At 72.2% G+C, this 12224-nt stretch carries 12 protein-coding genes and 1 tRNA gene; 4 read left to right on the forward strand and 9 right to left on the reverse strand.

The genetic code is table 11. The features are described 5' to 3' along the window. Positions 1 to 62: 62 nt before the first annotated feature. Together ACIP9D_RS25805 and ACIP9D_RS25810 are read right to left on the reverse strand one after the other, a co-directional pair. Positions 63 to 839, reverse strand: a complete 777-nt coding sequence (locus ACIP9D_RS25805) for an enoyl-CoA hydratase/isomerase family protein (protein WP_350873463.1) — start codon at positions 837 to 839, stop codon at positions 63 to 65. 91 nt (positions 840 to 930) lie between these two features. Then, entirely contained in the window at positions 931 to 3330 is a 2400-nt protein-coding gene (locus ACIP9D_RS25810) for a M4 family metallopeptidase (protein WP_350873464.1), read from the reverse strand. A gap of 184 nt (positions 3331 to 3514) precedes the next feature. Here ACIP9D_RS25810 and ACIP9D_RS25815 point away from each other — a divergent pair, with 184 nt between their 5' ends. Beyond that, positions 3515 to 4033 (forward strand): hypothetical protein, encoded by a 519-nt coding sequence (locus tag ACIP9D_RS25815; protein ID WP_400451082.1) that lies wholly within the window; start codon positions 3515 to 3517, stop codon positions 4031 to 4033. A gap of 48 nt (positions 4034 to 4081) precedes the next feature. On the opposite strand, the gene ACIP9D_RS25820 is transcribed toward ACIP9D_RS25815, so the two are convergent. The 5 genes from ACIP9D_RS25820 to ACIP9D_RS25840 form a co-directional block, all read right to left on the reverse strand. Continuing rightward, positions 4082 to 4711: a histidine phosphatase family protein gene (locus ACIP9D_RS25820; RefSeq protein WP_350873466.1), complete on the reverse strand. Its 630-nt coding sequence runs from the start codon at positions 4709 to 4711 to the stop codon at positions 4082 to 4084. A gap of 133 nt (positions 4712 to 4844) precedes the next feature. Beyond that, complete coding sequence (locus ACIP9D_RS25825) at positions 4845 to 5513, reverse strand: DUF998 domain-containing protein (RefSeq protein ID WP_350873467.1); 669 nt, start codon at positions 5511 to 5513, stop codon at positions 4845 to 4847. An 11-nt stretch (positions 5514 to 5524) separates the two neighbouring features. Then, entirely contained in the window at positions 5525 to 5944 is a 420-nt protein-coding gene (locus ACIP9D_RS25830; RefSeq protein WP_350873468.1) for a VOC family protein, read from the reverse strand. Positions 5945 to 5979: 35 nt separating this feature from the next. Next, on the reverse strand, positions 5980 to 6378 hold the full coding sequence (locus ACIP9D_RS25835) for an AraC family transcriptional regulator (RefSeq protein WP_350873469.1): 399 nt from the start codon (positions 6376 to 6378) through the stop codon (positions 5980 to 5982). A 48-nt stretch (positions 6379 to 6426) separates the two neighbouring features. Next, positions 6427 to 7335: a LysR family transcriptional regulator gene (locus tag ACIP9D_RS25840; protein WP_350873470.1), complete on the reverse strand. Its 909-nt coding sequence runs from the start codon at positions 7333 to 7335 to the stop codon at positions 6427 to 6429. 118 nt (positions 7336 to 7453) lie between these two features. Between ACIP9D_RS25840 and ACIP9D_RS25845 the strand changes: the two genes are divergently transcribed. Both ACIP9D_RS25845 and mgrA read left to right on the forward strand, forming a co-directional pair. Then, on the forward strand, positions 7454 to 8308 hold the full coding sequence (locus tag ACIP9D_RS25845) for an aldo/keto reductase (RefSeq protein ID WP_350873471.1): 855 nt from the start codon (positions 7454 to 7456) through the stop codon (positions 8306 to 8308). A 113-nt stretch (positions 8309 to 8421) separates the two neighbouring features. Beyond that, the gene (mgrA, locus tag ACIP9D_RS25850) at positions 8422 to 9411 is read left to right on the forward strand and encodes an L-glyceraldehyde 3-phosphate reductase (protein WP_400451145.1); all 990 of its coding nucleotides are present in this window, start codon (positions 8422 to 8424) and stop codon (positions 9409 to 9411) included. Positions 9412 to 9585: 174 nt separating this feature from the next. Here mgrA and ACIP9D_RS25855 read toward each other — a convergent pair whose 3' ends face one another. Next, positions 9586 to 10311 (reverse strand): PRC and DUF2382 domain-containing protein, encoded by a 726-nt coding sequence (locus tag ACIP9D_RS25855; protein ID WP_350873473.1) that lies wholly within the window; start codon positions 10309 to 10311, stop codon positions 9586 to 9588. 293 nt (positions 10312 to 10604) lie between these two features. Next, a tRNA-Thr gene (locus ACIP9D_RS25860) sits at positions 10605 to 10681 on the reverse strand. Between the two features lie 353 nt (positions 10682 to 11034). Between ACIP9D_RS25860 and ACIP9D_RS25865 the strand changes: the two genes are divergently transcribed. Next, complete coding sequence (locus tag ACIP9D_RS25865) at positions 11035 to 12126, forward strand: sn-glycerol-3-phosphate ABC transporter ATP-binding protein UgpC (RefSeq protein WP_350873474.1); 1092 nt, start codon at positions 11035 to 11037, stop codon at positions 12124 to 12126. The last annotated feature ends 98 nt before the right edge of the window (positions 12127 to 12224 follow it).

The following is a 12224-nucleotide window of genomic DNA, read 5'->3' on the forward strand; positions in this document are numbered from 1 at the left end:
GGCCGGCGGGAACGGGGGGCCGCGTCGGGGGTACGCCCCGGCGCGGCACCCGCCGGCCCCTGTCAGTCGTCGGCGGCCGGGGGTGCCCAGGCGAAGGCGGGGGTGCGGCGGTCACGGACGGCGGAGATGCCCTCCCGGGCCTCGCCGCTCTCCAGCGCCTTCCGGTGCCACCAGGCGATCCGGGACGGCGCGGCGCGGTCGTCGACGATTTCCTTGGCGGCGGCCACGCTGAGCGGCGAGCGCTGGGCGATGCTCGCGGTGATTTCCTGCACCCGGGCGGCGAGTCGCTCCTCGGGCAGCACCTCGTCGACCAGGCCGATCCGTAGCGCCCGCTCGGCGTCGATCAGCTCGGCGGTGAAGAGCAGATACTTCGCGGCCGAGGGGCCGACCAGCCGGGCCAGCCGGCGGGTGGTCGGCGCCGGGTAGACCAGCCCGAGCCGGGCCGGCGGTACGCCGAACCGGGCGTCGTCGGCGGCGATCCGCAGGTCACAGGCGGCGGCGAGCTGGCAGCCACCGCCGACGCAGGCGCCGCGGATGGCCGCGATGGTCGGCTTGGCGAAGCCGGCGAGCCGCTCCTCGGCGGCCACCGCGATGCTGCCGTCCCCGGCCGCCAGCAACTCGTCGAGATCGCCCAGGTCGGCGCCGGCGCAGAAGGTGTCGCCCGCGCCCGTGAGCACCAGGGCACGGACGGCCGGGTCGGCCTCCAGCTCGTCGAGGAGCGGCGGAAGCTGCCGCCACATCGCCGGGGTCATCGCGTTGCGCCGCGCCGGGTGGTGGATCACCACCGTCGCCACCGGCCCGGTCACCTCGACGACGATCTCCGCGTCCGCCACCGTCACCCTCCCTCGCCCGACTGCGGTGACCCTAACGGCGCGGGCCCGACGACCACCCGTGAGGGTGGCCGCCGGGCCCGGCCCGACGCTGGTCAGCTCAGGAGGTGGTGATCCAGGTGTCGTCGAGGACGAAGGACGTCTTCAGGGAGGAGTCCTCGACGCTGGTGAACTTGAGGCTGACGGTCTGGCCGGCGTACGACGACGGCAACTCGAAGACCCGCTGGCTGTAGCCGGCGGTCTCGTCCAGGTTCGAGTAGGTCGCCAGGGTGCCCAGCACCGCCCCGCTCGCGCTGACCACCTGCACCTTCAGCGTGTCGTACGCCCGGTCGGTGGTGGTCTCGGCCGAGTCGATGCGCAGCCAGAAGCCGACGGTGTACGACACGCAGCCGGCCGGCAGGGCCACCGACTGGGCGAGCGTGTCGGTGTGGGTGCTGCCGTACCCGCCGAGCCAGGCGTTGCGGGTGCCGGAGCGGGCCGGCTGGGCGCTGAACGACCCGACGACGCCCGAGGTGCCGGTCCACGGCGGGATGCCCGACTCGAAGCCCGGGTTGGCGAGCACCTGCGGTATCGCGGGGCAGGGCCGCCCGGTGTCCTTGATGGTCAGCGTGTAGACCGCCGAGTGGCTCACCGCGCCGCTGCCGGTGATGGTGACCGGGTAGACGCCGGGCGGGGTGGTGGCCGCGGTGGCGATGCTGAGGGTGGTCAGGTTGCCGGTCTGGACCGAGCCGGGGTTGAACGTGGCCCGCCAGCCGGCCGGCATGCCGAGCGTGGAGAACGCCACGCTGTGCGAGACGCCCGCGGTGAGCGCGGTGCTGACGGCGATCGTCTTCGTGCTGCCCGGGAAGACCTCACCGGAGGTCTCGTTGAGCGAGAGCGAGAAGTCGTTCCCGGTCACGCAGGCCGGGTCGTTGCCGGCCACGTTCACCGCGGTCCACGCCGCCCGGACGGCCTTGTACTCGGCCGAGCACTTGCCGTACAGGTCGGTGGTCGCCTGCAGGGTGTACGCCCGCGCCGTGTTGGCCGGGTTGCTGGTGTTGACGTACGAGGTGTTGGAGGTGAAGTACACGTCCAGGGCGCGGAACCAGATCTTCTCCGCCTTGGCCCGGCCGATGCCGGTCATCCCCGAGGCGGAGCCGCAGACCGGCGAGGTGCCGTACGGCGTCGCGCCGGTGCCCTCGGCGAGGTTGAAGTAGAAGTGGTTGGCCACGCCGGACGAGAAGTGCACGTCCTTGTTCTTGGTGTTGGTCGACCAGCAGGTGTCCGACGCGCCGTCCAGCCCCGGGTTGTACATGTAGCGCAGCGGAGTGCCGTCACCGTTGATGTCGACCTTCTCGCCGACCTGGTAGTCGCCCGGGTCGGCCGGAGCGTTGGCGTAGAACTCCACCATGTTGCCGAAGATGTCGCTGGTCGCCTCGTTGATGCCGCCGGACTCACCGTCGTAGGTCAGCCCGCCGGGGACGACGTTGTCGGTGACCCCGTGGCTCATCTCGTGCGCCGCCACGTCGAGCGAGATCAACGGCCGATTGTCGCCGATGTTGTCGCCGTACGTCATCCGGGAGCCGTCCCAGAAGGCGTTGTCGAAGTTCCTGCCGTAGTGCACCCGGCTCGGCACGCCGGCGCCGTTGCCGAAGATGCCGTTACGGCCGTGCGTGTTCTTGTAGTAGTCGAAGGTCTTGGCGGCGCCGTAGTGCGCGTCCACCGCGGCGGTCTGCCGGGCGGCCCCGGTGCTGCCGTGCGCGCCGGTGCCCCAGGTGTTGTCGGCGTCGCTGACCGTGGTGCAGGTCGACGTGGTGTTGTTCATGTCGCAGGTGGAGCCGTTGCCCCGCGCCGCGTCGATCATCAGGTAGGTGCTGCCGGCGGACGTGGTGTCGATGCTCACCGAGCCCGAGTGCAGGCTGTTGCCGGTGCCGGCGATCGTCTCGATCTCGTCGTACGACCCGACCACCGCGCCGGTCGTGGCGTCCGTGATCACGTGCAGCCGGGACGGGGTCTGGCCGTCCGGCAGCCAGCCGGAGAGGACCGTCTCCCAGGCCAGCCGGCCGGTGCCGGAGCTGGCGTCGACGAAGAGTTCCGGGGCGCGGGTCGACGTGATCTTGCCGGAGAACCGGGCCCGAGCGGCCTTCGTGGCGCTGGCCGCGGAGACCTTCGCCGTCGTGCCGAGGGTCAGCGGCGCGGAGAGGCCGACCGAGGAGCCGGCGTAGCCGCCGCTCGGCGTGGTGTGGATGACGAAGTCACCGCCGTACACCCGCAGCCCCCGATAGCTGCGGGTGTAGCGGGTGTGTGCGGCGCCGCTGGCGTCCACCTTGGAGCTGTGCACCTGGTAGGACTCGGCGGCGGTGCCCTTCACCGCGCCCGGGTCGGCCCGCAGGATGGCCGCCGCGCCGGTCGGGCCGGGCGCGGGGGCGGTCGGCGCAGCCGCGCTCGCCGCGGTGGCGACGCAGGTCAGCGCGCCACTGGCGAGCAGCGCGGCGCTCACGGCCGCGATGGATCTCTTCACGTGCCCTCCTGGTGGGGGAAGGTATGGAGCGGGAGCGACGGGTCGGCGGCGGAGAGACCGCGCCGTACCGCGACATCGACATCGACAGCGCCCGTCCGACCGAGCGGGCAGGTTGCGGGAACCGCGTGGAGGGCTGACGCGTCAGAGCCGCATGAGATCAGCCCCGCTGGCCGGTGTCAAGATCATGCTGATCATTGCCCTGGTCGGATGCACGACCACCGGCCCACGCTCCACTCCGTCGGCGCCGGCCGTCGGCGGCAACACTCCTGGTGGGACGGCCAGCGCGCCACCCACGGCCGGCACCGCCCCGACGGCGCCCACCCTCGACCCGACCCAGCCCGCGCCGACCCGCTCCGGCGCCGCCACCCGGGTGGTGCTGTTCCGGTCGGGCGGGATCGCCGGTCGCGGGGACAACATCACCGTCGAGCCCGACGGTCGGTGGACGGCGGTCGACCGTGCCGGGTCCCGGCGTACCGGGCGGCTCGGTCCGGCGGATCTGGGCGGGCTGCACGGGCTGGCCGCCGACCCCCGGCTCGCCGCCGAGGCCCGCCGGCCGGCCGCGCCGAGCGGTTGCGCCGACGCGTTCAGCTACCGGTTGACCGTGGGCGCCATCGAGACCGGCTACGTCGACTGCCCCACCGACGCCGCCCCACCCCCCGCCACCCGCTCCATCGTGGAACTCCTGCTCCGCGTCACCGCCTGACCCCAGCCCTCGCCGCGCATGGCAATCCGGCCCTGCGCGGCGTCGGGGTCAGCTGCGGTACTCCGGGGGAAGGCCGGTGCCGCGCAGCTCGGCGGGGAGGTGCGCGACGTCGTTGAACGCGATCAACGTGGGCGGCGTGTCGGCGCGGTAGCGGATGACGGTCAGGCCGGCGTTGTGGTGGTTCAGGCCCAGCCAACGCGACCGTGGCGCGTCCAGCGCATGCCGGACCAGCCAGGCGATGAGGAACGTGTGCGTGATGACCAGTTCCTGCCGGTCGCCCTCCTCCGGCGGCGTCGCGAACCGGCGGACGGCCGCCGCGGTCAGCCGGGGTCCCTCGGCCCGCTCGGCCGCGTCGAAGCCGGCCAGCAGCCGAGCGTACGCCGGCGGCAGGCCGGCCGGATCGCTCTCCTCCGGCAGGTGGTCGCCGGCCAGCTCGGTGGCGTACACCGGAATGCCGGGCTGCGGCGCGGCGACCAACGCGGCGGTCTCCGCGGCCCGACGCAGCGGGCCGTGGTGGATGGCGTCGAACGGCACCCGGCGCAGCCGTTCCCCGAGCAGCGTCGCCTGCCGGCGTCCCCGTTCGGAGAGCCCCACCTGCGGCGGATCGATCCCCGGCGACGTTCCCGCCGGGCGGTCCTGCTCGCCGTGCCGGGCCAGCCAGAGCAGTCGGGTCGCCATCTCGTCACCTCACGCACGATCGGGAGGCGCGATCGTAACCGCGCCTCCCGAATCCGCGTCCGTCCCGGCGATCCGCGTCCGTCCCGCAGTCCGCCGGTCCCGGCCGGTCCAGCTGGTCCGGCGACCCGCCGGTCTAGCTGGTGCGGCCGCGCGCCGCGCCGGCGAGGACCGCCGTCACCCAGGCCCAGCCGAGGACCGCGGCGAGCCCGAAACCGATCATGGTCACCGGCCCGGGCCGGACGATCATGACGACCCAGGCCACCGCGAAGTAGCCGCCGACGCCCAGGCTCAGCGCGGCCCGGCCCCGGTCACCGGAGCGGGCCGCCCGGCGGGCGACCAGCACGGTGGCCACGATCAGCGCCACGAAGGCGACCGCCGCGGCGAGGAAGTGCAGCCCGCCGTGCCAGCTGATCTGCCCGGCCCCGCGCGGCGTGCCCACGGGGAAGCCATCCGCCGGGTCGGCGCTGAACACCCCGGCCGCCACCATCCCGGCCCCGTAGAGGGCGAGCAACCGGGGCAGCCAGGCCGACCCGCCCGGCTCGGCTCGGCGCAGCGCCCACCCGGCGGCGATGGTGAGCAGACCGGTGGCCAGGAAGGTGGCGATCTGGAGCCAGCCCAGGTCGCCCGTGCTCAGCACGCTCACCGGGTGCCGGCGGAAGTCGAAGCCGTCCCGGGTGACGGCCTGGACGAGCGCGGACCCGATGAAGATCGGGCCCGCCAGCGCACCCCCGGCCAGCAGGAGCCGGTCCCGGCCGACGGCCTGCGCCGGGCCGGTGTGGTGGAGCGGGATCGCCTCGGTCACCGGTCCGCCCCTCAGCCCTGCGGGTGCATCTGGCCGATGCGGATCTTGTTGCCGAACGGGTCCCGGATCCCGAAGTCGATCCCGTACGGCCGCTCCGTCGGCTCGTCGGTGATCTCGACGCCCTTGGCGACCAGCGTCTCGTAGGTCTTGCGGGCGTCGTCGGTGGTAATGCTCAGCCAACCGCCCATCGCGCCCTTGGTGAGCAGCTCACGGACCTGCTCGGCGGTGGCCGGGTCCAGCGCCGGCGGCCCGGGCTTCTCCAGCAGGATCTCCCGGCTCCGGTCGCCGGGAACGTTGACCGTCAGCCAGCGCATGAAGCCGAGGTCGGTGTCGGTGTTCACCTCGAGGCCGAGCTTGCCCACGTAGAAGTCGAGCGCCTCGTCCTGGTCGAGGACGTAGATCTGGGAGCGGGTGACCGCGTTCATCGTCATGGCTATGACGCTAGAGGCTGGCCCTGACCTGCTGCTTATCCAAAACTGCTGGGTCTGGTCCAGGCCTTGGTGAAGCAGGACGGCACGTCGACGGGGAGCTTGCGCTTGCGGTAGTCGGTCGGCGACTCGCCGACGATCTGCCGGAAGGTCCGGCTGAAGGTGCCGAGGCTGCCGAAGCCCACGGCGAAGCAGATGTCGGTGACGTCCCGGCCGGTCTGCGCCAGCAGGTACATCGCCCGCTCGACCCGGCGGCGTTGCAGGTAGCGGTGCGGCGTCTCACCGAACGTGGCCCGGAAGGTCCGGATGAAGTGCGCCTCGGAGACGTGCGCGATGCGGGCCAGCGCGGGAATGTCCAGCGGGTCGGCGTACGCCCGGTCCATCGCGTCCCGGGCACGCAGCATCGCCCGGTTGGACTCCTCCACCGCACGACTCATCCGCGACCTCCTCCGCGCGCCGCCCGCCAGGCTACCCACGCGGTTCGACTACGACGCGGCCCCGGCCGGCGCGACACGACCCGGCAGGGCCATCCGGAGCAGCTCGTCGGCGGCCGGGCCGGGTGGCGTGGCGGCCGCCACGGCCACCGAGACCTGCCAACTCGGGCCGTCCGCCGCCGCGAGCGCGGCCACGTGCAGCCCCTTGGCCTGCGGCTTGCGGGTCACCGGGGCCGGCACCAGCGCCACCCCCAGCCCCTGGTGGACGAAGTCGAGCAGGGTGTGCACGTCGTTGACCTCGACCGAGACCCGGCGCTCGGCGTCCGCGCGGGCGAAGGTCTGGTCGTTGACCCGGCGGGCGCCCCAGTCGTTGCTGAAGTCGACGAAGTCCTCGCCGAGGAGCGCCGCCACGTCGACGCTGTCCCGCTCGGCCAGCCGGTGGCCGGGGTGGCAGAGCAGGACCATCTTCTCGGTCGCCAGCGGCAGCAGGCGTACGCCGTCCGGCGGCGGGCCGGGCAGCGCCACGAAGCCCACATTCAGCCGGCCCTGCCGGATCTGCTCGGTGACCTGCCCGGAGCCGGCGTAGCGCAGCCGGATCTCCACGCCGGGATGGGCCCGGCGGAACGAGGCCAGCAGCGGGGGCAGGTCGATGACCCCCAGGCACTGCTCCGAGCCGACGGTGAGACTGCCGCGCAGCAGGCCGCGTACGGCGGCGACCGCGTCCCGGGCGGCCGTGGCGCTGGCCAAGGTGCGATGCGCCTCCACCAGCAGCGCCCGACCGGCGTCGGTCAGCTCCACCCGCCGGGTGCTGCGGACGAACAGCTCGGCGTTCAGGTCACGCTCCAGTGCCCGGATGGAGGCGGATAATCCGGACTGGGCGACGCGCATCCGCTCCGCCGCCCGGGTGAAGTGGCGCTCTTCGGCCACCGCCACGAAGTACTCCAGGTGCCGCAACTCCATGACTCAGCAGTCTATGTGCTGATTCTGAGCGGTTTCTTCTGTTGGACGGGGGCCGGTGGCGGTACCAGGCTGGAAGGCCTGGTCCGCGAACGCGGGACCGTGACGAGGAGGTCTTGCCATGCAGAGCCGCCGCATCGGCGACGTGTCGGTCAGCGCGATCGGGCTCGGCGGGATGCCGATGTCGATCGAGGGCCGCCCGGACGAGGACCGCTCGATCCGTACCATCCACGCCGCGCTGGACGCCGGCATCACCCTGATCGACACCGCTGACGCGTACCACCTGCACGCCGACGAGGTCGGCCACAACGAGTCGCTGATCGCCCGCGCGCTCGCCACCTACGGCGGCGACACGACGCAGGTGCTGGTCGCCACCAAGGGTGGGCACCTGCGCCCGGGCGACGGCAGCTGGACGCTCAACAGCTCCCCGGAATACCTCAAGCGGGCCTGCGAGGCCTCGCTGAAGCGCCTCGGCGTCGACGCCATCGGCCTCTACCAGCACCACCGCCCGGACCCGGAGGTCCCGTACGCCGACTCCATCGGCGCGGTCCGCGACCTGCTGGACGCCGGCAAGATCCGGATGGCCGGCATCTCCAACGCCAACCCGGAGCAGATCCGCGAGGCGCAGGAGATCCTCGGCGGCCGGCTGGTCTCGGTGCAGAACCAGTTCTCGCCGGCCTTCCGCTCCTCCGAGCCCGAGCTGGAACTCTGCGACCAGCTCGGCATCGCGTTCCTGCCCTGGTCGCCGCTGGGCGGCATCGCCCGCGCCGACCAGCTGGGCGGGCACGCCGCCGCCTTCGCCGAGATCGCCGAGCGGCACGGGGTGAGCCCGCAGCGGGTCTGCCTCGCCTGGCACCTGGCCAAGTCGCCGGTGGTCGTGCCGATCCCGGGCGCGAGCCGGCCGGAGACCATCCGCGACTCGGCGCAGGCGCCCGAGCTGACCCTCACCGCCGAGGAGCTGGCCAGGCTCGGCTGAACCACCGCGTACCCCGGGCGGTCGCGGCCCGACCGCCGCGACCGCCCGACCATCACCTGTGAAGGAGTGCCGTGAGCACCAGTTACCGAGCCGAGCCCGACCGGTACCGCGACATGGAGTACCGCCGGTCGGGCCGCAGCGGCCTGAAGCTGCCCGCCGTGTCGCTCGGCCTGTGGCACAACTTCGGCCACGACCGCCCGCTCGACACCCAGCGCGCCATCCTGCGCCGCGCCTTCGACCTGGGGATCACCCACTTCGACCTGGCCAACAACTACGGCCCGCCGTACGGCTCGGCCGAGGAGAACTTCGGTCGCGTCCTCGCCACCGACTTCCGGCCGTACCGCGACGAGTTGGTCATCTCCACGAAGGCCGGCTACGACATGTGGCCCGGCCCGTACGGCAAGTGGGGCTCCCGGAAGTACCTGACCGCGTCGCTGGACCAGTCGCTCGCGCGGATGGGTCTGGACTACGTCGACATCTTCTACTCGCATCGCTTCGACCCCGACACCCCGCTGGAAGAGACGATGGGTGCGCTGGACGCGGCGGTGCGGGCCGGCAAGGCGCTCTACGTCGGCGTCTCCTCCTACTCCCCGGCCCGGACGGCCGAGGCCGCGGCGATCCTCCGCGAACTCGGCACGCCGCTGCTGATCCACCAACCGTCGTACTCGATGCTGAACCGCTGGATCGAGGACGGCCTGTTGGACGTTCTGGAGCGCGAGGGCGTCGGCTGCATCGGCTTCTCGCCGCTGGCACAGGGCATGCTGACCGACCGCTACCTGGAGGGCGTGCCGGAGAACTCGCGGGCCACCGCCCAGAGTTCGCTCTCCACGGACTGGCTGACCGAGGAGAACCTGGACAAGATCCGGGCCCTCGACGCGATCGCCGCGCGGCGCGGGCAGAGCCTCGCCCAGCTGGCGATCGCCTGGACCCTGCGCGACCCGCGGATGACCTCGACGGTGCTCGGCGCCAGCAGTGTCGCCCAGTTGGAGGCGAACGTGGCGGCCCTGGAGAACACCGCGTTCACCGACGACGAGCTGGCCGAGATCGACCGGTACGCGACGGAGTCCGGCATCAACCTGTGGGCCCGGTCGAGCGGGTCCTGATCCGCGCGGGCCGCCACCTCGACGGTCGAGCTCCTCTGCTGATTCGCCTCCGCCCGCGGCCTCCGGACGGCGGCAGCAGCTCGCGACGTGCGACGAGCGGGCGGGTCTCGTGACCCGCCCGCTCCTCAGTGTTCCCGGTGGTCGGTGCACCGCGCCTACCGACACCCGCTCCGGTCAACGCCGGCGGCGGCTGGGCTCCGGGATGTTCGCCTCGACCTCTTCGTGGCGGACCTGCTCGTCGATCGGCCGGTCCTCGACCACCTCGTCCTTGGCCAGGCGGACCCGCTCGACGGGTACCTGTTCCTTGCCCACGACCGGACGCTCGGCGCGCAGGGTCATGTCCTGCTCGGCGCCGGCGATGTCGGCCCGGGTCTTGCCCGCGTCCGCGGCTGTGATCGGCTCCCGCTGCACGTAAGCCTCGTCGTGCTCGACCGGGACCGTGGTGTGCACGTTCTCGGTGACGACGTACTTACGCAGCACAGCCTTGCCCGCCGGCTGGCTCTCGGTACCGACCCGCAGGCGCTCCTCGGACCGGATCAGGTCCTCGCGGCCCTGCGGCGCCCGTTGGGGAGCCTGCTGCTGTTGCTGCATCCGGTAGTGCGCGTACAGCTGCGCGGTCTGGTCGGCGTTGAGCGGCTGCTCGGCGCCCGGCTCCACGGTCGGGGCACTCTTGACCGTCGCCTTGTCGTAGGCGACCATCAGCCGGCCGTCCTGCATCCGCGCGTCGCTCAGCGGGGCCATTGACTCGTGATGCCCCATGATGCCGGTCTTCACGCTGACCCACGTCGGTTGCCCGGCGGTATCGGCCCAGACCTCGGCCACCTTACCGATCTTGGCACCCGATCGATCCTGGACGTCCTGGCCGTACAGCGAACGCACCTGCTGTTCATTGAATCGCACTGGTCGTCCTCCTCTCGCGCGTCAGTCGCCGGGTACCCGACGGCACCACAGCCATTCGTCCCCCGGACCCTCCCGTAGCAGGGGATAATGCCGCGCGGATCGGACATCCCGACCCCCGTGGGCTTTCCGCCCGCGGGCCGGCAGCGGGCGTTTGGGTGGCGACGGCGAAGCGCCAGCGGAGTGCGGCACCGCAACGCCTTGACGGCGGCGCGGCACGTCAGGCGGCCGGCGGGCGACTGCCGTGAATCGGTCGCGGTGGGCGTTGCTCGCGACGGCTCGCTGCCTGGTGCAATTGGAGCCCCCGGCCGGGATCGAACCGGCGACATCTCGCTTACAAGGCGAGTGCTCTGGCCAGCTGAGCTACAGGGGCGCGTGCGTCGTCGCCAGCATAGCGACTGACGTCCGGATATCCCGCTCGCCAGGCATCCCCAGCACGGGAAACGTCAACATCCCGACCGTCCCGGCATCGCCCGCTCACGATGACGGACGGCGATTGGTGTCTGCCCGTGCCCGGATGCCCGGAATGCGTATGCCGTCGCTCGCATCGAGATCGTCTCGTCTTGGCAGCGGCGGAAAAGCCGTTTACCGTGCAGTGACACGGACGACATGTCCGGCCGCCACGCGACCGCACCCGCCGCCCGTTGGCCGGCGCGGGCACGCGTCGGTCGCTCCTTCACTCGGATCGTCCGGCACGTTCCTGCCGGTGAAAGGAAGCGCTCCACCATGGCTACGGTCACCTATTCCAAGGCGTCCCGGATCTACCCGGGCACCGAGCGTCCCGCCGTCAACGAGCTGGACCTCGAGATCGGCGACGGCGAGTTCCTCGTCCTGGTCGGCCCCTCCGGTTGCGGCAAGTCCACCAGCCTGCGGATGCTCGCGGGCCTGGAGGATGTCGACGCCGGCTCGATCTACATCGACCAGCGCGACGTCACCCACCTCCCCCCGAAGGCCCGCGACATCGCGATGGTCTTCCAGAACTACGCCCTCTACCCGCACATGACGGTCTACGAGAACATGGCGTTCGCGCTCAAGCTCCGTAAGACCTCGAAGTCGGAGATCGACCGGCGGGTCAAGGAGGCGGCCGGGCTGCTCCAGCTGGAGGAATACCTGGGCCGCAAGCCGAAGGCGCTCTCCGGTGGTCAGCGCCAGCGGGTGGCGATGGGCCGGGCGATCGTCCGCGAGCCGCAGGTCTTCCTCATGGACGAGCCGCTGTCGAACCTCGACGCCAAGCTCCGGGTGCAGACCCGTACGCAGATCGCGTCGCTGCAGGCCAAGCTGGGCGTCACCACCGTCTACGTGACCCACGACCAGGTCGAGGCCATGACCATGGGTCACCGGGTCGCGGTGCTGCTCGACGGTGAGCTCCAGCAGGTGGACACCCCGCGGGCGCTCTACGACACCCCGGCCAACGTCTTCGTCGCCGGCTTCATGGGCTCCCCCGCCATGAACATCAAGACCGTGCCGCTGGGCGAGCAGGGCGCCGAGTTCGCCGAGATGCACATTCCGCTGACCCGCGAGCAGGTCGAGGCGGCCAAGGCCGAGGGCGGCGACGGCAAGGTCACCGTCGGCTTCCGGCCGGAGGACTGCGACCTGGTCAGCCCGACCGAGGGCGGCATGCCGGTCGTGGTCGAGCTGGTCGAGGACCTCGGCTCGGACGCCAACATCTACGGCCACGCGGCGCTGGGCGGCAGCTCCGAGCGGTTCGTCGTCCGCACCGACCGGCGCAGCATGCCGAACATGGGCGACACCGTGTTCGTCAAGCCGCGTACCGGCCGCAGCCACGTCTTCCACGCCACCACCGGCAAGCGGATCTGACGTACGCAACAACGAAAGGGCGGTCCGCTTCGGCGGGCCGCCCTTTTCGTCGCCCCCGAGGGGCTGCAGTCATGCGACGAGGCCCCTTCCCCACCACG

The sequence above is a fragment of the Micromonospora sp. NPDC093243 genome (assembly GCF_044753725.1).
GTDB lineage: Bacteria > Actinomycetota > Actinomycetes > Mycobacteriales > Micromonosporaceae > Micromonospora.

Bases quoted from the DNA above. Each gene is read 5' to 3' on its own strand.
- ACIP9D_RS25845 (WP_350873471.1), top strand. From the start codon at position 7,454: ATGCAGAGCCGCCGCATCGGCGACGTGTCGGTCAGCGCGATCGGGCTC.
- ACIP9D_RS25830 (WP_350873468.1), bottom strand. From the start codon at position 5,944: ATGACGATGAACGCGGTCACCCGCTCCCAGATCTACGTCCTCGACCAG.
- ACIP9D_RS25835 (WP_350873469.1), bottom strand. From the start codon at position 6,378: ATGAGTCGTGCGGTGGAGGAGTCCAACCGGGCGATGCTGCGTGCCCGG.
- mgrA (WP_400451145.1), top strand. From the start codon at position 8,422: ATGGAGTACCGCCGGTCGGGCCGCAGCGGCCTGAAGCTGCCCGCCGTG.
- ACIP9D_RS25815 (WP_400451082.1), top strand. From the start codon at position 3,515: ATGCTGATCATTGCCCTGGTCGGATGCACGACCACCGGCCCACGCTCC.
- ACIP9D_RS25820 (WP_350873466.1), bottom strand. From the start codon at position 4,711: ATGGCGACCCGACTGCTCTGGCTGGCCCGGCACGGCGAGCAGGACCGC.
- ACIP9D_RS25865 (WP_350873474.1), top strand. From the start codon at position 11,035: ATGGCTACGGTCACCTATTCCAAGGCGTCCCGGATCTACCCGGGCACC.
- ACIP9D_RS25840 (WP_350873470.1), bottom strand. From the start codon at position 7,335: ATGGAGTTGCGGCACCTGGAGTACTTCGTGGCGGTGGCCGAAGAGCGC.